Annotated in this window: 1 protein-coding gene; it reads right to left on the bottom strand. The window is 73.5% G+C overall.

From position 1 onward, the window contains the following. Positions 1–20 precede the first annotated feature (20 nt). Complete coding sequence (locus ACJX2R_RS20490) at positions 21–25,184, bottom strand: type I polyketide synthase (protein ID WP_413101309.1); 25,164 nt, start codon at positions 25,182–25,184, stop codon at positions 21–23. Positions 25,185–25,424: the final 240 nt, after the last annotated feature.

The following is a 25,424-nucleotide window of genomic DNA, read 5'->3' on the forward strand; positions in this document are numbered from 1 at the left end:
AATTGAGGGCGGTCGTCACGTCAGGACCTTCCGAATTCGTTGTTGATGATGTCGAAGATGTCTTCGGCGGAGGCAGCGTCGAGATCGAGTTCATCGTCGTCGGCGCCGTCGGCGCCCGCCGCGCTCTCGTTCTCGTTCCAGGTCCGCAACAGCGCTTCGAGGCGCGCGGTGACCCGCTCGCGTTCCGTCGCGTCGTCGGAGACGTTGGAAAGGGTGAATTCCAGCTTGTCGATTTCGGCGAGGACGGGGAGTCCGGGTGTGGTGTCCTCGCCGAGCAGGTCGGCGCGCAGCACACCGGCGAGCGCGCCGGGCGTCGGATGGTCGAAGACCAGCGTGGCGGTGAGCTGGAGCCCGGTGGCCGCGTTCAACCGGTTGCGGAGTTCGACGGCGGTGAGGGAGTCGAAGCCCAGCTCCTTGAAGGCCCGGCCCGCCTGGACGGCCGTGGTGTCGTCGTGTCCGAGGACGGCGGCGACCTCCGTACGGACGAGGTCGAGCAGGACCTTCTCGGCCTCGGGCCCGGTGAGCCCGGCGAGCCGCTGCCGCAGGGACACCGCCGGTGCGTCGGCCGGACCGCCGCCGCCCGCGCCCTCGGCCGGGTCGGCCGCGAGGGCGGCACGCGCCTCGGGCAGATCGGCGATGAGCGGACGGGGGCGGGCCGCGGCGAAGGCGGGGGCGAAGCGGCCCCAGTCGACGTCGGCCACGGCCACGGCGGTCTCGTCCCGGTCCAGCGTCTGCTGGAGGGCGGCGATGGCGGAGTGCGGTGCCATCACCGGCAGGCCGCGGCGGCGCAGTTGCTCGGCCGCCTCGTCGTCGGCGACGAGCCCGCCGTCCGCCCACGGGCCCCAGGCCACGGAGGTGGCGGTGAGACCGCGGGCCCGGCGCTGTTCGGCCAGCGCATCGAGGAACGCGTTTCCGGCCGCGTAGGCGCCCTGGCCGCCGCTGCCCCACACCGCGGCGATCGAGGAGAAGAGCACGAAGGCGTCCAGCTCGGTGTCGCCGAGCAGCGCGTCCAGATAGGCCGCGCCCGCCACCTTGGCGGCCACCACATCGGCGACATCGGCCGGGGTGGTCTCCGCGAGCGGTGCGAACTGCCCGGCGCCCGCCGTGTGCACGACCGCCGTGAGCGGGTGGCCCGGGTGTTCGTCGCGGATCCGGGCCAGCAGCCCGGCCACCGCGTCCCGGTCGGTCACATCGCAGGCGACGACGGTCACCCCGGCGCCGGACGCGGCGAGTTCGTCGCGCAGCTCGGTGGCGCCGGGGGCGTCGGGGCCACGGCGGCTGGTGAGCACCAGATGCTCGGCGCCGTTCTCCGCCAGCCAACGGGCCACATGGGCACCCAGCGCGCCGGTGCCACCCGTGACCAGAACGGTGCCGCGGGGCCGCCACGGAGCGCCGGTGGCGCGGATCTGCTCAACATGGGCGCCCTCGGCGCGGGTGCGCTCAGCCTGGGCGCCCTCAGCGTGAGTGCCCTCGGCGTAGGTGCCCGCAGCGTAGACGCCCTCGGCGTAGGCGGACTTGGCGTGGGCGCCATTGGCGCGGGTGTCCTCGGCGCGGGTGCCCTCGGCGTGAGTGCCCTCAGCCTGGGCGCCCTCAGCGTAGACGCGCTCGGCGTAGGCGGACTTGGCGCGGGTGCGCTCAGCGTGAGTGCCCTCGGCGTAGGTGCCCTCGGCGTAGGTGGACTTGGCGTGGGTGCCCTCGGCGTAGGCGGACTTGGCGTGGGCGCCATTGGCGCGGATGCCCTCGGCGTGGGCGAGGCGGCGGGCCAGGACTCCGGCCGTACGGATCGCCAGCTGGTCCTCGTCGCCGTCGCCGTGTCCGCCGAGCACACCGGCCAGGCGGTCGGCGGCCCGTTCGTCGAGCGTCACGGGCAGGTCGACCAGACCGCCCCAGCGCTCGGGGTGCTCCAGCGCGACCACCCGGCCCAGGCCCCAGATCTGCGCCTGTGCGGCGCTGCCGACCGGTTCCGAGGCCGAGGTGGCGACGGCGCCGGTGGTGGCGCACCACAGCGGGGCGTCCAGGCCCGCGTCCCCGAGCGCCTGCACCAGCACTCCGGTGCGCAGCAGCCCGGTGGGCACGGCGGGGTGGTCGGGGTGCGCGCGCTCGTCCCAAGCGAGTAGCGACAGCACGCCGTGCACCGGCTCGTCGGCCGCGGCCCGGCGGATCCGCTCGGCCAGGGCGTCCCGGTCGAGGTCCGAGCCGTCGGCCGGGCCGTCCACCGGGGTGACACGCCGGATGTCGGCGCCCCGGTCGGCCAGCGCGGCGGCCACACGCCGCACGGTGTCGGCGTGGCCCGCGGCTCCGGCCGGTTCGACGACCAGCCAGACGCCGGGGGCGGCGGCGAGCCGGGGCTCCTCCAGCGGCTTCCAGGTGACGCGGTAGCGCCAGCCGTCGAGCGCGGACCGCTCGCGTTCGCGGCGCCGCCACGCGGACAGCGCCGGGAGCAGCGCGCTGAGCGGCTGGTCCACGTCGATGCCCACCGCGTCCGACAGCGAGGCGAGGTCGTCGCTCTCGACCGCCTCCCAGAACCGGGCGCCGGCCGTGTCGTGGTCGGTGGCCCCCTGGCCGGGCGTGTGCCGCGGAGTGCCCTCGAGCCAGTAGCGCCGCCGCTGGAACGCGTACGTGGGCAGCTCGACGCGGCGGGCGCCGGTCCCGGCGAACAGCGCCTCCCAGTCCAGGGCCGCGCCCCGGACGTGCAGCGTGGCGAGGGCGCCGGTCAGCGTCTCGGTCTCCGGGCGCCCGGCGCGCAGTACGGGCACGAAGGCCACGTCCTCGGCGCCCTCGTGCCCGGCGCCCTGGTCCCCGGCGCCCTCGTCCCCGGTGGTGACGCAGTCCTGCGCCATGGCCGACAGCACCCCGTCCGGGCCCAGTTCGACGTAGGTGGTGACGCCCTGGGCCTCCAGGGTGCGGACCCCGTCGAGGAAGCGCACGGCGTGGCGGACGTGGCGGACCCAGTAGTCGGCGGCCATGCCCAGCTCGTCGGAGATCTGCTGTCCGGTGACGGTGGAGACGATCGGAATGCGCGGCGCGTAGTAGGTCAGCCCCTCGGCGACCTTGCGGAACTCGGCGAGCATGCCGTCCATCAGCGGGGAGTGGAACGCGTGGCTCACCGTGAGCCGCTTGGTCTTACGGCCCCGCTCCTGGAACGACGCCGCGACCGCGACGGCCGCGTCCTCGTCGCCCGCGATGACCACCGACGACGGTCCGTTGAGCGCGGCGATGCCGACACGCTCGGTGAGCAGCGGCTCGACCTCGTCCTCCGCCGCCTGGAGCGCGATCATCGCACCGCCGGAGGGCAGTTCCTGCATCAGCCGGCCGCGCGCGGCCACCAGCGTGGCGGCGTCCTCCAGCGACAGCACCCCGGCCACATGCGCCGCGGCCAGCTCGCCGATGGAGTGCCCGGTCAGGACGTCCGGCCGCAGCCCTGCGGCCTCGGCCAGCCGGAACAGCGCCACCTCGACGGCGAACAGCGCGGGCTGGGTGAACCCGGTCCGGTTCAGCGGCTCCGCGTCGTCCCCGAACAGCACGTCGTACAGCGGCCGTTCCAGGTGCCGGTCCAGCTCGGCGCAGACCGCGTCCAGCGCCTCCGCGAAGACGGGACTGGCCTCGTACAGCTCACGGCCCATGCCCAGCCGCTGGCTGCCCTGCCCGGTGAAGAGCACGGCGGTGCGGCCCTCCACGGGCCCGCCCCTGACCAGCTGCGCCGCGGACTCGCCGCGCGCGAGGGCGGTCAGCCCCGCGAGCAGCCGGTCCCGGTCCTGGCCGAGGACGACCGCGCGGTGCTCCAGGGCGGACCGGGTGGTGGCCAGCGAGTACGCCACGTCCACCGCGTCAGGCCCGGCGTCGGACCCGGCGCCGGCTTCGAGGTGGGCGCGCAGCCGCTCGGCCTGGGCCCGCAGCGCGTCCTCGCCCTTGGCCGACAGCGGCCAGGCCACCACATCGGGCCGTACGAGGGGGCGTCGCGGTGCGGCTTCCCCGGCGGTCTCGCCGTCCACCGGTGCCTGGGCGGTCTCGTCGTGGACCGGTGCCTGCTCCAGGACGGTATGGGCGTTGGTGCCGCTGAAGCCGAACGAGGAGACGCCGGCGCGGCGCGGACGGCCGGTCTCCGGCCACTCCACCTGCTCCGTCAGCAGTGAGACGGCCCCCGCCGACCAGTCCACATGCGACGACGGCTCGGCCACGTGCAGCGTCCGCGGCAGCACCCCGTGGCGCATCGCCAGCACCATCTTGATGACGCCCGCGACACCGGCCGCGGCCTGGGTGTGGCCGATGTTGGACTTGATCGCGCCCAGCCACAGCGGCCGGTCCGCGTCCCGCTCCTGGCCGTAGGTGGCCAGCAGCGCCTGCGCCTCGATCGGGTCGCCGAGCCGGGTGCCGGTGCCATGGGCCTCGACCGCGTCCACCTCGGCGGCGGACAGGCCCGCCCCGGCCAGCGCCTGGCGGATGACCCGCTGCTGGGCGGGGCCGTTGGGCGCGGTCAGACCGTTGGAGGCGCCGTCCTGGTTGATGGCGGAGCCACGGACGAGTGCCAGCACCGGGTGGCCGTTGCGCCGGGCGTCCGACAGCCGCTCCACGAGCAGCATGCCCACGCCCTCGCCCCAGCCGGTGCCGTCGGCCCCGTCCGCGAACGCCTTGCAGCGGCCGTCCGGGGCCAGCCCGCGCTGACGGCTGAACTCGATGTACGCACCGGGGCTGGACATGACCGTCACACCGCCCGCGAGCGCGAGCGAGCACTCGCCCTGGCGCAGCGCCTGGATCGCCCAGTGCAGCGCCACCAGCGACGACGAGCAGGCCGTGTCGACGGTGACCGCCGGGCCCTCCAGACCGAAGGTGTACGCGAGCCTGCCGGAGACCACGCTGGCCGCGTTGCCCGTGCCCAGGTAGCCCTCGACGCCCTCGGGGACGGTGTGCAGCGAGGCGTCGTAGTCCTGCCCGTTGGAGCCGACGAACACCCCGGCGGAGGTGCCGCGCAGCGCCGCGGGGTCGATGCCCGCGCGCTCGAACGCCTCCCACGAGGTCTCCAGCAGCAACCGCTGCTGCGGATCCATCGCAAGCGCCTCACGCGGCGAAATCCCGAAGAACGCGGCGTCGAAGTGGCCCGCGTCGTAGAGGAATCCGCCCTCGCGGGCGTAAAAGGTGCCGCGCGTGTCCGGGTCCGGGTCGTAGAGCGCGTCCAGGTCCCAGCCGCGGTCGGCCGGGAACTCGGCGATGGCGTCGCCGCCCGCGGTGAGCAGCTGCCACAGCTCCTCGGGCGACCGCACCCCACCCGGGAAGCGGCAGCTCATGGCGACGATGGCGATGGGGTCGTCATCGGCGGCGGCCGTCACTGAAGCCGGGCGGGAGGCGTCGGCATCTGCGTCGGTGCCAGTGCCGGTCCCGATGAGCTCGCCGCGCAGATAGCCCGCGAGGGCGGAGGCCGTCGGGTAGTCGAAGACCAGGGTCGCTGGCAGTTGGACACCGCTGGCGGCACCGAGCCGGTTGCGCAGCTCGACGGCGGTCAGCGAGTCGAAGCCCAGCTCACCGAAGGCCCGGTCGGCGCCGATGGACTCCGAGCCGTCGTGTCCGAGCACCGCGGCCACCTGCGTACGGACCAGGTCCAGCAGCAGCCGGTCCCGCTCCCCCTCGCCCAGCCCGGCCAGCCGGGCGGCGAGCGAGGAGCCGTCGGCGGCGGGCGCGGTGGCGGTGGCCTCCGCCGCCGCGCGGATCTCCGGGAGGTCCGCGAGCAGACGGCTGGGCCGGGCCGCGGTGAAGTCCGGTGCGAACCGGTCCCAGTCGATGTCCGCGACCGTGACCACCGTGTCATCGAGGTCGAGCGCCCGCTGGAGCGCGCCGATCGCCAACTCGGCGTCCATCGGCGGCAGTCCGCCGCGCCGCAGACGCTGCTCCAGCGCCCCCTCCGTGGCCATCCCGCCCTCGGCCCACGGGCCCCAGGCGATCGAGGTGGCGGGCAGGCCCTCGGCGCGCCGCCGCTCGGCGAGCGCGTCCACGTAGGCGTTGGCGGCCGCGTAGTTGCCCTGACCGGCGGCGCCGAACGTGCCGCTGATCGAGGAGAACAGCACGAAGGCCGACAGCTCCCGATCGCGCGTCAGCTCGTCGAGATGGGCCGCGGCGGCCGCCTTGGCGCGCAGGACGCCGGTGAAGCGCTCGGGGGTGAGCGAGTCCAGTACGCCGTCGTCCAGCACCCCGGCCGTGTGCATCACGGCCGTCAGTGGCAGTTCGGCCGGGATGTCGGCGAGGAGCCGCGCGAGCGCGCCCCGGTCGGCCACATCGCACGCGGCGACCGTGATCCGGGCGCCGGACGCGGCGAGTTCATCGCGCAGCTCGGCCGCGCCCGGGGCGTCCAGGCCACGGCGGCTCGTGAGCAGCACATGCTCGGCGCCGCCCGCGACCAGCCAACGGGCCACATGGGCGCCCAGCGCGCCCGTACCGCCGGTGACCAGGGTCGTACCGGCGCCCGGCGTCCAGGAGCCACTGGCGGACGCGGACGAGGACGCGGGCGCGGTGGCGGCGGAGGAGGCCCGGACGAGGCGGCGTCCGAACACGCCCGACGCCCGCACCGCCACCTGGTCCTCGCCACCGGCACCGGCACCGCGACCGGCACCGGCACCTGCACCGGCCAGCACCTCCGCCAGCCGCCCCAGCGCACGCTCGTCGGCCGTCGCCGGGAGGTCGACCAGACCGCCCCAGCGCTCGGGCACCTCCAGCGCGGCCACCCGGCCCAGGCCCCAGAGCCGCGCCTGCGCGGGGCTGACCGTTCCGTCCGAACGGCCCACGGCCACCGCGCCCCGCGTGGCCACCCACAGCGGCGCGCCAATGGCCGCGTCGCCCAGGGCCTGCGTGAGCGCGGCCGTCCGCAGCAGCACATCACCGTCGCCATTGCCATCGCCGCCGTTGCCCGCGAGGGCCAGCAGGGAGAGCACACCGCCAGTCACGGGCGCGTCGCCGACGGCCCCGGCCAGCCGCTCGGCCACCGTGGCGCGGTCGTCGTCGGCGGTCAGCTCGACGCGGCGTACGCCGACACCACGGTCGTTCAGCATCCGTACGGCAGCCGCGACCCAGGCGTCCTCGGCCGCCTCGGCCGGTACCACCACGAGCCAGCCGCCGCCCAAGGACGCGGCGGAGCGGTCGGTGACCGGCTTCCACGACACCCGGTAGCGCCAGCCGTCCACCGTCGAACGCTCCGACTGCCGCCGCCGCCACGACGACAGCGAGGGCAGCAGTGCCTCCAGCGCCCCGTTGTCCTCGGTGCCGAGGTTCAGGGTCTCGGCGAGCGAGGCCAGGTCCGCGCGCTCCACAGCCTCCCAGAAGCGGGCGTCCACCGCGCTCTGAGCCGTGGCCTCGGGGGTGGCGGTGGCCGTCCGCACGTCCAGCCAGTAGCGCCGCCGCTGGAAGGCATACGTCGGCAGCTCCACGCGCCGCCGCGTGCCGGTTCCGCCGTAGAACGCCTCCCAGTCCGGGGTCACACCACGGACGTGCAGGGCGGCGAGGGCGGTGGTGACGGCCTCGGCCTCGGGGCGGCCACCGCGCAGGGCGGCGACGAAGCCCGCTGCGGTGTCGCCCTCGGCAAGGCAGTCCTGGCCCATGGCGGAGAGCACGCCGTCGGGGCCGAGTTCGAGGTAGGTGGTGACGCCCTGGGCCTCCAAGGTCCGGACGCCATCGAGGAAGCGGACGGCCTCGCGGACGTGGCGCACCCAGAAGTCGGGAGTCGTGATCTCCTCGGCGGAGACCACGGTGCCGGTCAGGTTGGAGACGATCGGGATGCGCGGCGCCTCGTAGGTCAGCCCCTCGGCCACCTCGCGGAACGCCTCCAGCATCCCGTCCATGCGCGGCGAGTGGAACGCATGGCTGACCGTGAGCCGCTTGGTCTTCCGCCCTTGCACCTCGAAACCAGCCGCGATCTCAGCCGCCGCGTCCTCATCACCCGCGATGACCACGGACGTGGGCCCGTTGAGCGCGGCAATCGAGACACGCTCGGTGAGCAGCGGCGCCACCTCGTCCTCGGACGCCTGGACGGCGATCATCGCGCCACCGGCCGGAAGCTCCTGCATCAACCGCCCACGCGCCGCAACCAACTTCGCGGCGTCCGCGAGCGAGAGCACACCCGCCATATGCGCGGCCGCCAGCTCACCGATCGAATGCCCGGAGAGGAAATCGGGCCGCAGCCCCCACGCCTCCGAAACCAGCCGGAACAACGCCACCTCGACCGCGAACAGCGCGGGCTGGGTGAACCCGGTCTGATCCAGCGCCTCGGCGTCACGCCCGAACAACACCTCACGAAGCGGCCGTCCGAGATGCTGATCCAGCTCGTCGCACACCGCGTCGAACGCCTCCGCGAACACCGGGTAGGCGTCGTACAGCTCACGCCCCATCCCCAGCCGCTGGCTGCCCTGACCGGTGAACAGGAACGCCAGCTTCCCGGCCACCGGCGAGCCCTGCACCACGCCTGTGGCCAATTCACCGGAGGCCAGCGCCTCCAGGGCGCGCAGGAAGCCGTCGCGGCCGTCGGCCACCAGCACCGCGCGGTCCTCGAAGGCGGTGCGCCCGGCGGCCAGGGTGTAGCCGATGGCGGCCAGGTCCACGTCCTCGTCGGCGGCGCGGAGCCGGTCACGCAGACGGCGGGCCTGGTCGCGCAGCGCGTCGCCGCCCACGGCCGACAGCGGCCACGGCAGCACCGGCGGTACGGCGGACGGCCGCGCCGCCGCGTCCTCGCGGTCCTCGGCGGCAGGCGGCTGCTCGATGATGGTGTGCGCGTTGGTGCCGCTGATGCCGAACGACGACACACCGGCGCGGCGCGGGCGGCCGGTCTCCGGCCACTCCACCTGGTCGGTCAGCAGCGAGACCGCGCCGTCCTCCCAGTCGACGTTCGGCGAGGGCGCGTCCACGTGCAGCGTCCGCGGCAGCACACCGTGCCGCATGGCCATCACCATCTTGATGATGCCCGCGACACCGGCGGCGGCCTGCGTATGACCGATGTTGGACTTGATGGACCCCAGCCACAACGGCCGGTCGGCCTCCCGCTCCTGCCCATACGTGGCCAGCAGCGCCTGCGCCTCGATCGGGTCACCCAGCGTCGTACCCGTGCCATGCGCCTCGACGACGTCCACATCACCAGTCGTCAGCCCGGCGCTGGTCAGCGCCTGCCGGATCACCCGCTGCTGGGACGGACCGTTCGGCGCCGTCAGACCATTGCTCGCACCATCCTGGTTGATCGCCGAGCCCCGGACCACCGCGAGCACCGGGTGGCCGTTGCGCCGCGCGTCCGACAGCCGCTCCACCAGCAGCATGCCCGCGCCCTCGGCCCAGCCCGTGCCGTCCGCCGAGGCCGCGAACGACTTGCAGCGGCCGTCCGTGGCCAGGCCGCGCTGACGGCTGAAGTCGATGAACGTCTCGGGCGTGGCCATGACCGCCACACCACCGGCCAGCGCCATCGTGCACTCGCCCGCGCGCAGCGCCTGGATCGCCCAGTGCAGCGCCACCAGCGACGACGAGCACGCCGTGTCCACGGTGACCGCCGGGCCTTCGAGGCCGAAGGTGTACGCCACCCGGCCGGAGGCGATGGAGCCGGCGTTGCCGGTGCCGATGTAGCCCTCGACACCGTCGGGGATGCCGTCGAGGCCGGTCACGTAGTCGTGGTACATGACGCCCGCGAAGACGCCGACACGGCTGCCGCGCACCCGCGCCGGGTCGATGCCCGCCCGCTCGAACGCCTCCCACGAGGTCTCCAGCAGCAGCCGCTGCTGCGGATCCATCGCCAGCGCCTCACGCGGCGAGATCCCGAAGAAGTCCGGGTCGAACTCGGCGGCGTCGTGCAGGAAGCCGCCCTCGCGGGTGTACGAGGTGCCCGCGTGGTCGGGGTCCGGGTGGTAGAGGCCGTCGAGGTCCCAGCCACGGTCCACGGGGAAGCCGGAGATGCCGTCGCCGCCGGTGGCGACGAGCTCCCACAGCTCCTCCGGGGTGCGCACCCCGCCCGGGTAGCGGCAGCTCATGCCGACGATGACGATCGGGTCGTCGTCGACCGCCGGGCCCGCCCCCGCCCGTACGGGCACGAGCGGCGCCGCGACCTCCTCCTCGGCGCCCAGCAGCTCCTCGCGCAGATGACCGGCGAGGGCGGTGGGGGTCGGGTAGTCGAAGACGAGCGTCGCGGGGAGCCGCAGTCCGGTGACGGTCTTGAGGTCGTTGCGGAGTTCGACGGCGGTGAGCGAGTCGAAGCCCAGCTCCTTGAAGGCACGCCCGGCCTCGACCGCCTCCGGGCCCGCGTAACCGAGCACCGCGGCGACCCGGCCGCACACCAACTCCAGCAGCTCACGGTCCTGTTCGGGCCGCGCGAGCCCGGCGAGGCGCTGGGCGAGCGAGGAGCCGTCGGCGGTGGCGGCCGTGGCGGCGGCCCGCCGGACCGGGGTCCGCACCAGGCCCCGGAACAGGGCCGGTACGGTCCCGGTCGCCGTGGCCTCGGTGCGCAGCCCCGCGTGGTCGAGCCGCATCGGGAACAGCACGGCGGCACCGTCGGCGCGGGCCGCGTCGAAGAGCGCGAGCCCCTCGTCGGCGGCGATCGGGGCGACCCCGCCGCGTGCGATGCGCCGCAGATCGACCTCGTCCAGTTCGCTGCCCATGCCCGCACCGGCCCACAGGCCCCAGGCCAGCGCGGTGGCCGGGAGGCCCTGGGCGACTCGGTGCTGCGCGAGCGCTTCCAGGAAGGAGTTGGCGGCGGCGTAGCTCGCCTGTCCGGGCGCGCCGAACACGGCGGCGGCACCGGAAAACAGCACGAACGCGGACAGCTCGTGGCCGCGGGTCAGCTCGTGCAGGTTCAGCGCCGCGTCCACCTTGGGGCACATAACGTGGGTTATGCGCTCAGGCGTCAGCGAGCCGAGGACGCCGTCGTCCAGGACGCCCGCCGTGTGCACCACGGCGGTCAGCGGATGCTCGGCCGGGATGGCCGCCAGGGTCGCGGCGAGCGCGTCGCGGTCGGCCACGTCGCAGGCCGCCCAGGTGACGGTGGCACCGGCCGCGGTGAGCTCGGCGCCCAGCTCCTCGGCGCCCTCGGCGTCGGCGCCACGGCGGCTGACCAGCAGCAGGTGGCGTACGCCGTGGGCGGTGACGAGGTGGCGGGCGAAGAGGCCGCCGAGGGTTCCGGTGGCGCCGGTGATCAGTACGGTGCCGTTGGGGTCGTACGACGGGACGGTGACGGTTTCCGCGCCGTCTGCGAGGTCCGTGTCGTCCGTGACCGGCACCCGGGCCAGCCGTGGCGCGAGCGCCACGCCCGCGCGCAGCGCCAGCTCCGCCTCGTCCACGCCGAGCGCGGCGGGCACCGTACGGTACGAGCCCTCCTCGCCGTCCACGTCCAGCAGCACCAGACGGCCCGGGTTCTCCGACTGCGCGGAGCGGAACAGACCGCGCACGGCGGCGTACGGCAGATCCGCCACGCCCGCGCCCGGCTCGGTCTCCACCGCGCCCCGGGTCAGCAGCACCAGCCGCGACGCTGCGAACCGCTCATCGGCCAGCCACTCCTGGAGCAGGGCGAGCACGGTCTGGGTTGCCTCGTGCACGGCCGACGCGTCGCCGTCGCCACCGGTGGCGCTCAGCAGGACGGTGCCGGGCGCGGGTGCCCCGGACTCCACGGCCGTGCGCAGCACGGCCAGATCGCGGTACGCGGCGAGCCGGGCCCCGGGCCCGAACGCGCCCTCCAGGGCGGCCAGTTCGGCGGCGTCCGCGCCGAGCACCGCCCAGTCGCCCGTGACCGCGCCGGTCGCGGGCGCCGGAACCGCCGTCCAGTCCAGCCGGAACAGCGACTCGTGCAGCCCACCGCGCGCCGCGCGCACCTGGTCGGCCGAGGCCGCCCGCAGCGCCACGGACTCGACCGTGGCCACCGGACGGCCCGTGCCGTCGGCCACCAGCAGCGAGACCGCGTTCGACGACCGCTCGGACAGCCGCACCCGCAGCGCACCGGCCCCGGCCGCGTGCAGCTGGACGCCGTTCCACGCGAACGGCAGCAGCGCGCCCTCGGCCAGTGCCGACTCGCGGTCGGCGCCGTCGAGGCCGATGACGTGCAGCGCGGCGTCGAGCAGGGCCGGGTGCAGCCCGAACCGCTCGGCCTCCGCGCCCGACGTCAGCGGCGCGTCCTCGGGGAAGCCCACCTCGGCGTAGAGGTTCTCGCCGAGCCGCCAGGCGCCCTTGAGCCCCTGGAACACCGGCCCGTAGCCGAGGCCCGCCCCGGCCAGTTCCTCGTACAGCCCCTCGACCGCGATCGGCGTCGCGCCCTGCGGTGGCCATACGGCGAGCTCATCGGGTTGATCGGACTCGGACACCCGGGCGCCGGGGGCGAGCACACCGGTGGCGTGGCGCGTCCACGGCTCGGTGCCGAGCGCGTCGTGACGGCGCGAGTGCAGGCTGAAGGAGCGGCGGCCGGACTCGTCCGGCCCGTCCACGACGAGCTGCACCCGTACCCCGGTGTGCTCGGGCAGCACGAGCGGTGCTTCGAGGGTGAGTTCGTCCAGCCGCTCACAGCCGACCTGGGCGCCCGCCGTGCTCGCCAGCTCGACGAAGGCCGTGCCGGGCAGCAGCACGGTGTCCATGACCGCGTGGTCGGCCAGCCAGGGGTGGGTACGGGTCGAAAGCACCCCGATGAGCAGGAGGCCATCGGCGTCCGCGAGCGCGACGGCGGCGCCGAGGAGCGGATGGTCGATGTCGCCCAGCCCGATCGACTCGGGGTCGCCCGCCGCGAGGGCGGCGGCGCTGGGCCAGTAGCGGGTGCGCTGGAAGGCGTAGGTGGGCAGCTCGGCCGGGTCCACGGGGGCGGCGCCCGTACCGGCGAACACGGCCGCCCAGTCGGGCGTCACACCACGGACATGCGCCCGTGCGACGGCCGCGAGCAGCGCCTCGGCCTCGGGGCGGTCCTTGCGCAGGACGGCGGCGAAGGCGGGCTCCTCATCGCCTGTCACGCACTCCTGCGCCATCGCGGACAGGACGCCGTCGGGGCCGAGTTCGAGGTAGGTGGTGACGCCCTGGGCCTCCAAGGTCCGGACGCCATCGAGGAAGCGGACGGCCTCGCGGACGTGGCGCACCCAGAAGTCGGCCGTCGTGATCTCCTCGGCGGAGACCACGGTGCCGGTGAGGTTGGAGACGATCGGGATGCGCGGGGCCTCGTACGACAGGCCCTCGGCGACCTCGCGGAACGCCTCCAGCATGCCGTCCATACGTGGGGAGTGGAAGGCGTGGCTGACCGTGAGGCGCTTGGTCTTACGGCCCTGGGCCTCGAAACCGGCCGCGATCTCCCCGGCCACGTCCTCGTCACCCGCGATGACCACGGAGGCCGGGCCGTTGAGGGCTGCGATGGACACGCGCTCGGTGAGCAGCGGCGCCACCTCGTCCTCGGACGCCTGGACGGCGATCATCGCGCCACCGGCCGGAAGTTCCTGCATCAACCGGCCACGCGCCGCCACCAGCTTCGCGGCGTCGGCGAGCGAGAGCACACCCGCCACATGCGCGGCAGCGAGCTCACCAATGGAGTGCCCGGAGAGGAAGTCGGGCCGCAGCCCCCACGCCTCCGAAACCAACCGGAACAACGCCACCTCAACCGCGAACAACGCCGGCTGAGTGAACCCCGTCCGATCCAGCGCCTCGGCGTCATCCCCGAACAACACATCCCGCAGCGGCCGCTCAAGGTACAGATCCAGATACGCACACACCTCATCCAGCGCATCCGCGAACACCGGGAAGGCGTCGTACAACTCACGCCCCATCCCCAGCCGCTGACTCCCCTGCCCCGTAAACAGGAACGCCAACTTGCCCTCAGCGACCACCCCCTCGACCACGCCCGGGGCGGACTCGCCCCGGGCCAGGGCGTCGAGTGTCCGCAGCAGCTCGTCCCGGTCGCCGACGGTCAGCACCGCACGCCGCTCCAGGGCGGCGCGGCCGACGGCCAGTGCGTGGGCGAGGTCGAGCGGCGCCGCCTCCGGGCGCGACGCGATGTGGGTGTGCAGCCGCGCGGCCTGCTCCCGCAGCGCTTCGGCGTTCTTGGCCGACAGGGCGAACGGCAGAAGGCCGCCGAGGCCATTTCGCTCGGGTGCCTCGACCGGCGCGTCGACCGGCGCCTCGACCGGTGTGTCGACCGCCGGAGCCTGCTCGATGATGGTGTGCGCGTTGGTGCCACTGATGCCGAACGAGGAGATACCGGCGCGGCGCGGACGGCCGGTCTCCGGCCACTCCACCTGCTCGCTCAGCAGCGCAACCGCACCCGCCGACCAGTCCACATGCGGCGACGGCGCATCCACATGCAACGTCTGCGGCAGCACACCATGCCGCATCGCCAGCACCATCTTGATGATGCCCGCGACACCGGCCGCCGCCTGCGTATGACCGATGTTGGACTTGATGGACCCCAGCCACAACGGCCGGTCGGCCTCCCGCTCCTGCCCATACGTGGCCAGCAGCGCCTGCGCCTCGATCGGGTCACCCAGCGTCGTACCCGTACCATGCGCCTCGACGACGTCCACATCACCGGTCGTCAGCCCGGCGCTGGTCAGCGCCTGCCGGATCACCCGCTGCTGGGACGGACCGTTCGGCGCCGTCAGACCATTGCTCGCACCATCCTGGTTGATCGCCGAGCCCCGGACCACCGCCAGCACCGGGTGACCGTTCCTCCGCGCGTCCGACAGCCGCTCCACCAGCAGCATGCCCGCGCCCTCGCCCCAGCCGGTGCCATCCGCACCGGCCGCGAACGCCTTGATCCGGCCATCGGCGGCCAGGCCGCGCTGACGGCTGAAGTCGATGAAGTTCTCGGGGGTGGACATCACCGTGACGCCGCCCGCGAGCGCCATCGTGCACTCGCCCTGCCGCAGCGCCTGCACCGCCAGATGCAGTGCCACCAGCGAGGACGAGCAGGCCGTGTCGACCGTGACGGCCGGGCCCTCAAGGCCGAAGGTGTACGCCACCCGCCCGGACACCACGCTCGCCGCGTTGCCCGTGCCCAGATGGCCCTCCAGCCCCTCGGGCGCCCGCATCAGCAGCGACAGATAGTCCTGGCCGTTGGTCCCGGCGAAGACACCGATCTGCTGACCGCGCAGCGCCCCCGGGTCGATACCCGCGCGCTCGAACGCCTCCCACGAGGTCTCCAGCAGCAACCGCTGCTGCGGATCCATGGCGAGGGCCTCACGCGGCGAAATCCCGAAGAACGACGCGTCGAAGTCCCCCGCGTCGTAAAGGAAACCACCCTCACGCGTGTACGACGTCCCCTGACGATCCGGATCCGGGTCGTACAACCCCGCCAAATCCCAACCACGATCCGACGGGAACTCCGCAATCGCGTCCCCACCGGACGTCAGCAGCCGCCACAGCTCCTCCGGCGACCGCACCCCACCCGGGAAACGGCAACTCATCGCCACGATCGCGATCGGATCATCCGCCACCACGACCGTAGGCGCCACCGCACCGCCCACCGCCGCAGCGTCCGCGCCCAGAAGTTCAGCAAGCAGATGGTCGGCGAGCGCGGTGGCGTTCGGGTAGTCGTAGATGAGCGTGGCGGGCAGCCGCAGGCCAGTCGCCGCGTTGAGCCGGTTGCGGAGTTCGACGGCGGTGAGCGAGTCGAAGCCCAGCTCCTTGAAGGCGCGCCCGGCCTCCACCGCCTCGGCCCCGCCGTGCCCCAGCACCGACGCGACCTGCGCACGCACCAGCTCCAGCAGCGTCTGTGCGCGCTCGTTCTCCGTCAGCCCGGACAGCCGCTCCGCGAGTGTGCCGGTACCGGTACCGGCGGTGACGGCCGGGCGCGACGCGCCCTCGGCGGCCGGCGCCGGACGCGCGGCCCGCACCTCGCCGAACAGCGCACTCGGCCGTACGGCGGTGAACTCGGCGAGGAACCGGTCCCAGTCGAGGTCCGCGACCGTCACGGCGGTGTCATCGAGGTCCAGCGCCTGCCGCAGCGCGGTGAGCGCCGACTCGGGCGCCATCGGCGGCACTCCGTCGCGGCGCATCCGGCGCTCCAGCGCCTCGTCGGCGGCCATGCCGCCCTCGGCCCACGGGCCCCAGGCGATCGAGGTGGCGGGCAGGCCCTCGGCGCGCCGTAGCTCGGCCAGCGCGTCCAAGTAGGCGTTGGCAGCGGCGTAGTTGCCCTGACCGGCGGCACCCACCGAACCGGCGAGCGAGGAGAAGAGCACGAACGCCGAAAGGTCCAGGTCCCGGGTGAGCTCATGGAGGTTCTGCGCGGAGGTGGCCTTGGCGCGCACCACCCGCTCCAGGCGCTCGGCGTCCAGCGTGTCCACGAGGCCGTCGTCCAGCACACCGGCGGCGTGCACGACGGCGGTCAGCGGGAACTCGGCCGGTATGGACGCAAGCAGCCCGGCGAGCGCGTCCCGGTCCGCGACATCGCACGCGGCAACCGTCACCCGAGCACCCGAAGCCGCCAGCTCATCGCGCAACTCCACCGCGCCCGGGGCGTCGAGACCCCGGCGGCTGGTGAGCACCACATGCTCGGCACCGTTCGCCACCAGCCAGCGCGCCACATGCGCGCCCAGCGCACCCGTACCGCCCGTCACCAGCACCGAACCCGAGGCACGCCAGCCCCCGTCGCCCGACGTCCCCGACGTCCGTGTCCGCGTCCCGGAAGCCTCCGTCAGCCGACGTCCGAAGACGCCCGAGGCGCGCACCGCGACCTGATCCTCACCCGAACCACCGGCACCGGCCAGCACACCCGCCAGCCGACCCAGCACACGCTCATCCACCGACTCCGGCAGATCGACCAGACCACCCCACCGCTCCGGCAACTCCAACGCCACCACCCGACCAAGCCCCCACACCGAAGCCTGACCAGGCACCACCACACCATCCGAACGCCCCACCGACACCCCACCCCGCGTCGCCACCCACAACGGCGCACCCACACCCACATCACCCAACGCCTGCACCAACACAGCCGTACGCGACAACCCCGACGCGGAGCCGACCGCCAGCAGGGAGAACACCCCCGCCACCGAACCGCTCACGACCGCCGTACGCAGCTCCTCCGCCAGCCCGGCGCGGTCCACCGCGTCCGACTCGACCACGCGCACATCCACACCACGCCCGGCCAGCGTCCGCACCACACCCGTGGCCCAAGCGCCCTCGGCCTCATCCGCTGGGACGACCACCAGCCAGCAACCACCCAGCACACCGGTGGCGAACCGCTCCGTCACCGGCTTCCACGACACCCGGTAACGCCAGCCATCCACCGCCGAACGCACCAACTCCTGCCGCCGCCACGACGACAGCGCGGGCAACACCTCACCCAGCGAGAGCTCCGGATCCACCGCGAGCTCCGCCGCCAACGCGGCCACATCCCCGCGCTCCACCACATCCCAGAACCGCCCATCGACGCCACCGCCCGGCCCGGCCTCCGCCGCCGTTCCGGCCGGGGCCTCCTCCCACCAGTACCGGGTGCGCTGGAAGGCATACGTCGGCAGCTCGACCCGCCGGGCCCCGGTGCCCTCGAAGTAGCGGCCCCAGTCCGGGGACTGGCCCCGGACATGCAGCAGGGCGAGGGCGGCGGTCACCGACTCGGCCTCGGCACGGCCCTTCCGCAGCGTGGCGGCGAACGCGGCGTCCTCGCCGGTCACACACTCCTGCGCCATCGCGGAGAGAACGCCATCGGGGCCGAGCTCGACGAAGGTCGTCACACCCTCCGCTTCCAGCGTCCGCACACCGTCGAGGAAGCGCACAGCGTCACGGACATGACGCACCCAGAAGTCGGCCGTCGTGATCTCCTCGGCGGACACCACACCGCCGGTGAGGTTGGACACGATCGGAATGCGCGGAGCCTCGTACGACAGCCCCTCCGCGACCTCGCGGAACGCGTCCAACATGCCGTCCATGCGCGGCGAGTGGAACGCATGGCTCACGGTGAGCCGCTTGGTCTTACGACCCCGCGCCTCAAAACCAGAAGCGATCTCCAGCGCCGCGTCCTCATCACCGGCGATGACCACCGACGACGGCCCGTTGAGCGCGGCGATCGACACCCGCTCGGTGAGCAGCGGCGCCACCTCGTCCTCCGACGCCTGCACCGCGACCATCGCGCCACCGGCCGGAAGCTCCTGCATCAACCGCCCACGCGCCGCAACCAACCGCGCCGCGTCCGCCAGCGACAACACACCCGCCACATGCGCGGCCGCCAGCTCACCGATCGAATGCCCGGAGAGGAAATCGGGCCGCAGCCCCCACGCCTCCGAAACCAACCGGAACAACGCCACCTCAACCGCGAACAACGCCGGCTGAGTGAACCCCGTCCGATCCAGCGCCGCCGCGTCATCCCCGAACAACACATCCCGCAGCGGCCGCTCAAGGTACAGATCCAGATGCGCACACACCTCATCCAGCGCATCCGCGAACACCGGGAAGGCGTCGTACAACTCACGCCCCATCCCCAGCCGCTGACTCCCCTGCCCCGTAAACAGGAACGCCAACTTGCCCTCAGCGACCGCCCCCTCGACCACACCCGGGACGGACTCGCCCCGGGCCACCGCGTCCAGGCCCGCGAGGAACGTCTCGCGGTCCGTGGTGATGAGCGCCGCGCGCCGCTCCAGCGCGGCGCGGCTGGTGGCGAGCGAGAAGGCGAGGTCGGTCGCGCTCAGTTCGGGGTGGGTGCGGAGGTGGGTGGCCAGCTGTGCGGCCTGGGCGTGCAGTGCCTGCCCGTCCTTCGCCGACAGCAGCCACGGCAGCGCGGTCAGCTCACGCGGCGCGGGCTGCTCCCCCGGGGCGGCCGGGGCAGCCGAAGCGGCCGGGGCCTGCTCGATGATGGTGTGCGCGTTGGTGCCGCTGAGCCCGAAGGACGACACACCCGCGCGGCGCGGACGACCGGTCTCCGGCCACTCGACCCGCTCCGTCAGCAGCGAGACGGCCCCCGCCGACCAGTCCACATGCGGCGACGGCGCATCCACATGCAACGTCTGCGGCAACACACCATGCCGCATCGCCAGCACCATCTTGATGATGCCCGCGACACCGGCCGCCGCCTGCGTGTGGCCGATGTTGGACTTGATGGACCCCAGCCACAACGGCCGGTCGGCCTCCCGCTCCTGCCCATACGTGGCCAGCAGCGCCTGCGCCTCGATCGGGTCACCCAGCGTCGTACCCGTACCATGCGCCTCGACCGCGTCCACATCACCGGCCGACAGCCCGGCACCGGCCAGCGCCTGCCGGATCACCCGCTGCTGCGAGGGGCCGTTCGGCGCCGTCAGACCATTGCTCGCACCGTCCTGGTTGATCGCGCTGCCCCGCACGATGGCCAGCACCGGGTGGCCGTTCTTCTCCGCGTCCGACAGCCGCTCGACCAGCAGCATGCCCGCGCCCTCGCCCCAGCCGGTGCCATCCGCACCGGCCGCGAACGCCTTGATCCGGCCGTCCTCCGCGAGCCCGCGCTGACGGCTGAAGTCCACGAACGCCTCCGGCGTGGACATCACCGTGACGCCACCCGCGAGCGCCATGGTGCACTCACCCTGCCGCAGCGCCTGAACGGCCATGTGCAGGGCCACCAGCGATGACGAACACGCCGTGTCCACCGTGACCGCCGGGCCCTCGAGACCGAAGGTGTACGCCACCCGGCCGGACACCACGCTCGCCGCGTTGCCCGTGCCCAGATGGCCCTCCAGACCCTCGGGCGGGGTGGAGACGAGCCCGGCGTAGTCCTGGCCGTTGGTGCCCGCGAAGACACCGGTACGGCTGCCGCGCAGCGTGGCCGGGTCGATGCCCGCGCGCTCGAACGCCTCCCACGAGGTCTCCAGCAGCAACCGCTGCTGCGGATCCATGGCGAGGGCCTCACGCGGCGAAATCCCGAAGAACGACGCGTCGAAGTCCCCCGCGTCGTAAAGGAAACCACCCTCACGCGTGTACGACGTCCCCTGACGATCCGGATCCGGGTCGTACAACCCCGCCAAATCCCAACCACGATCCGACGGGAACTCCGCAATCGCGTCCCCGCCCGCCGTCAGCAGCCGCCACAGCTCCTCCGGCGACCGCACCCCACCCGGGAAACGGCAACTCATCGCCACAATCGCGATCGGATCATCGGCCACCACAACCGCCGGAGTCACCACGCCACCACTCACCGCAGCGTCCGAACCCACCAGCTCCGTCCGCAGATGGTCGGCGAGCGCGGTGGCGTTCGGGTAGTCGTAGATGAGCGTGGCGGCCAGCCGCAGCCCCGTCGCCGCGTTCAGGCGGTTGCGCAGCTCGATCGCGGCCAGCGAGTCGAAGCCCAGCTCCTTGAAGGCACGCCCGGCCTCCACCGCCTCGGCCCCGCCGTGCCCCAGCACCGACGCGACCTGCGCACGCACCAACTCCAGCAGCGCACGGTCCTGTTCGGCCCTCGGAAGACCGCTCAGGCGCTCGCCGAGCGGGGAGGCGGAGTCGGCGTCGGTGACGACCTTGACGGTGTCGGCGCCGGTCGCCGCGACCGGCCCGGCCTCCGCCACCAGCTCGGCGATCAGCGGGCTCGGCCGTACGGCGGTGAGGGTGCGGGTGAAGTCCTCCCAGTCAATGTCCGCGACCGTCACGGCGGTGTCATCGAGGTCCAGCGCCTGCCGCAGCGCGGCGACGGCCGACTCGGGCGCCATCGGCGGCATGCCCTCGCGGCGCATCCGCCGCTCCATGGCGTCGTCCCCGGCCATCCCGGAGTCCGCCCACGGGCCCCAGGCGATCGAGGTGGCGGGCAGGCCCTCGGCGCGCCGCCGCTCGGCCAGCGCGTCCAAGTAGGCGTTGGCAGCGGCGTAGTTGGCCTGTCCGGCGGCGCCCACCGAACCGGTGATCGAGGAGAAGAGGACGAAGGCCGAGAGGTCCAGGTCCCGCGTCAGCTCGTCCAGATACAGCGCGGCGTCGGCCTTCGCCCGGAGCACCGAGGCGAACCGCTCGGGCGTGAGCGCGTCCAGTACGCCGTCGTCCAGCACACCGGCCGCGTGGACGACGGCCGTCAGCGGAAGCTCCGCCGGAAGCCCGGCCAGCAGCCCCGCGAGCGCGTCCCGGTCCGCGACATCGCACGCGGCAACCGTCACCCGAGCACCCGAAGCCGCCAGCTCATCCCGCAGCTCGGCCGCGCCCGGAGCCTCCAGCCCCCGGCGGCTGGTGAGCACCACATGCTCGGCACCGTTCGCCACCAGCCAACGGGCCACATGCGCACCCAGCGCACCCGTACCGCCCGTCACCAGCACCGAACCCGAGGCACGCCAGCCCTCATCGTCCGACGTCCGGGACCCGACCGCCCGCACCAGCCGACGTCCGAAGACGCCCGAGGCGCGCACCGCGACCTGATCCTCACCCGAACCACCGGCACCGGCCCCGGCCCCGGCACCAGCACCAGCACCAGCACCAGCCAGCACACCCGCCAGCCGACCCAGCACACGCTCATCCACCGACTCCGGCAGATCGACCAGACCACCCCACCGCTCCGGCAACTCCAACGCCACCACCCGACCAAGCCCCCACACCGAAGCCTGACCAGGCACCACCACACCATCCGAACGCCCCACCGACACCCCACCCCGCGTCGCCACCCACAACGGCGCACCCACACCCACATCACCCAACGCCTGCACCAACACAGCCGTACGCAACAACCCCGACGCGCCATCGGCCTCGCCCACCGCGAGAAGCGACACCACACCCGTCACCGAGGCGTCGCCCACCGCCGTACGCAGCTCCTCCGCCGCCCCGGCGCGGTCCACCGCGTCCGACTCGACCACCCGCACATCCACACCACGCCCGGCCAGCATCCGCACCACACCCGAGGCCCAAACACCCTCGGCCTCATCCCCCGCCACAACCACCAGCCAGCAACCACCCAGCACCCCGCCGGCCAACCGCTCCGTCACCGGCCGCCATGACACCCGGTAACGCCAGCCATCCACCACCGAACGCACCAACTCCTGCCGCCGCCACGACGACAGCGCGGGCAACACCTCACCCAGCGAGAGCTCCGGATCCACCGCGAGCTCCGCCGCCAACGCGGCCACATCCCCGCGCTCCACCACATCCCAGAACCGCCCATCGACGGCACCGCCCGGCCCGGCCTCCGCCGCCGTTCCGGCCGGGGCCGGGGTGTTGAGCCAGTAGTGCTGGCGCTGGAAGGCGTAGGTGGGCAGGTCGATCGTGCGGGCGCCGGTGGTGGCGTACGGAGCGGCCCAGTCGGCCTTCTTGCCCCGGACGTACGCCAGTGCCACGGCAGCCGTCAGGGTCTCGGCCTCGGGGCGCCCGGCGCGCAGCGCGGCGGCGTACGCGGTGCCGTCGGCGTCGGGGTTGCCGTCAGCGTCGGCGTCTGCGTCGGACAGACAGTCCTGGGCCATGGCGGTGAGCACGGCGTCCGGGCCGAGCTCCAGGAAGGTGGTGGCGCCCTTGTCGGCCAGGGTGCGCACACTGTCGAGGAAGCGGACGGCCTCGCGGACGTGGCGCACCCAGTACTCGGGCGAGCACAGCTCCTCGGCGGTGGCGACGCGCCCGGTGACGGTGGAGACCACGGGGATGCGCGGCGGCGCGTACTCCAGCACCTGGGCGACACGCCGGAATTCGGCGAGCATGCCGTCCATCAGCGGGGAGTGGAACGCGTGGCTGACGGTGAGCCGCTTGGTCTTGCGGCCCCGCGCCTCAAAACCGGAAGCGATCTCCAGCGCGTCCTCCTCGGCGCCGGAGACGACGACGGACTGGGGGCCGTTGATCGCGGCGATGCCGATCCGGTCCTCGCGCCCGGCGAGCAGCGGCAGCACCTCGTCCTCCGACGCCTGCACCGCGACCATCGCGCCACCCTCGGCAAGCTCCCGCATCAACCGCCCACGGGCGGCGACCAGGGCGGCGGCGTCCTCCAGGGACAGCACACCCGCCACATGGGCGGCCGCGAGTTCGCCGATGGAGTGTCCGGCGAGCAGTTCGGGGCGCAGTCCCCAGGACTCGATGAGGCGGTAGAGCGCGACCTCGATGGCGAACAGGGCGGGCTGGGTGTAGTCGGTGCGGTCCAGGAGGGCGGCCTCGGGGCTGCCCTCCTCGGCGAAGAGCACGTCGAGAAGCGGGAGTTCCAGCTGCTCTTCGAGGTACCAGCAGGCGTCGTCGAGGGCTTCGGCGAAGACGGGGTAGGCGGCGTGGAGCTCACGGCCCATGCCGAGGCGCTGGCTGCCCTGTCCGGTGAACAGCAGGGCGAGCTTTCCCGCGACGGGAGCGCCGCGCACGACGGTCGGCCCGTCGCCGCCGTCGGCGAGGGTGCGCAGGGCGGTGCGGAAGCCGTCGCGGTCATCGGCGAGGAGCACGGCGCGCTGTTCGAAGGTGGCGCGGGTGGTGGCCAGGGAGTGGCCGATGTCGGTGAGGGCGAGGTCGGGGTCGGCCTCCAGCAGCGCGTGCAGCCGCTCGGCCTGGCCCCGGAGGGCGTCGGTGGTCTTCGCGGAGATGGCCCAGGGCAGCGGGGCGGTGCCCTGGGCGGTGTCCGCACCATCAGGCCCGTCCGCACCATGAGGACCGTCCGCACCATCAAGCCCGTCCGCTCCGTCGCGGTCCTCGGCCGGCGGCTGCTCGATGATGGCGTGCGCGTTGGTGCCGCTCATGCCGAACGACGAGACGCCCGCGCGGCGCGGGCGGTCGCTCTCCGGCCAGGGCCGCGCCTCGGTCAGCAGCTCGATGTCACCGGCGGTCCAGTCGACATGCGGGGTCGGCTCGTCCACGTGCAGCGTCCGCGGCAGCACCCCGTGCCGCATCGCCATGACCATCTTGATGATGCCGCCGACACCGGCCGCGGACTGGGTGTGGCCGATGTTGGACTTGAGCGAGCCGAGCCACAGCGGCCGGTCCGCCTCGCGGTCCCGGCCGTAGGTGGCGAGCAGCGCCTGGGCCTCGATGGGGTCGCCGAGCGTCGTCCCCGTGCCGTGGGCCTCGACCGTGTCGACCTCGCCGCCCGTCAGCCCGGCGTTGGCGAGGGCCTGGCGGATGACGCGCTGCTGGGCGGGGCCGCTGGGGGCGGTGAGGCCGTTGCTTGCGCCGTCCTGGTTGATGGCGGTGCCACGGACGACGGCGAGGACCCGGTGGCCGTGTCGACGGGCCTCCGAAAGCCGCTCGACGAGCAGCATGCCGACGCCCTCGCCCCAGGCGGTGCCGTCGGCCGCGGCGGCGAACGGCTTGCAGCGGCCGTCGGGGGCGAGGCCGCGCTGGCGGCTGAAGGCGATGAACGAGCCGGGGTTGGCCATGACCGCCGCGCCACCGGCGAGCGCCATGGTGCACTCGCCCGCGCGCAGCGCCTGGACGGCCAGGTGGAGCGCCACCAGGGAGGAGGAGCAGGCGGTGTCGACGGTGACGGTGGGGCCCTCGAAGCCGAAGGTGTAGGCGATCCGGCCGGAGGCGACGCTGGCGGCGTTGCCGGTGACCAGATAGCCCTCGATCCCCTGCTCGGCCTCGTGCAGCCGGGGTCCGTAGTCCTGGGTCTCGGCGCCGACGAACACACCGGTCCGGCCACCCCGGAGGGTCGCGGGGTCGATACCGGCGCGTTCGAAGACCTCCCAGGAGGTCTCCAGCAGCAGCCGCTGCTGCGGATCCATCGCGAGGGCTTCGCGCGGGGAGATTCCGAAGAACGCCGGGTCGAACTCATCGGCGTCGTGCAGGAATCCGCCTTCGCGGGTATAGCTGCTGCCCGCCCTGTCCGGGTCGGGGTCGTAAAGTCCGGCGAGATCCCAGCCCCGGCTCACCGGGAATTCGGAGATGACGTCCTTTCCGCCCGCGACGATTTCCCACAGTTCTTCGGGGGATCCGACGTCACCGGGGAACCGGCAGCTCATTCCGACAATGGCGATGGGCTCGTCGGCGGCTATCGGGCCCATTCCGGCGGCGGCCGGTGAAGCGTCGGAGTCATCGTCCGCACCGAGCAATTGGGTCCGCACATGGCGGGCGAGGTCGGCGGGGGTGGGGTGGTCGAAGGCGAGGGTGACGGGCAGCCGCAGTCCGGTGGCGGCGGTCAGCCGGGCGTGCAGATCGACGGTGGCGAGGGAGTCGAAGCCCAGGTCGAGGAAGGGACGCTCGGGGTCGAGGAGGTCCGGTGCCTTGTCCTTGAGGGCCTGTTCGACGATCTCGCCGACCCAGGCGGTGAGGGCCTCGGCGCGCTCGGCCTCGGGGAGCGCGGCGAGCCGGTCACGCCACGGGGACGCCCCTTCGGGGCTCGTGCCCCCCTTTTCGGTGTGCTCGGGCGTGAAATCCACGGACTCACTCACCATCGCGCGCCCCATTACCCTCGCAGACATAACACCAAGACCGTACGTCAGCTTTACACAGGGCAGCGCAACCAGAAACCCCTTCAAACCCCCTATGGACCCCTATCATCCCTTTGGGGTCCCGTATCCGAGGCGCATCGCGCAATGGCCATCGTTAATTCACCAGAGTGCATGAGAATTCCGGTGACGACAAGGATCTCGAGCAAATAATGCGCCCAGTATTCAGTTTTCAGAGGGTGGAGG

The organism is Streptomyces sp. Inha503 (assembly GCF_047215865.1).
GTDB lineage: Bacteria > Actinomycetota > Actinomycetes > Streptomycetales > Streptomycetaceae > Streptomyces > Streptomyces lycopersici.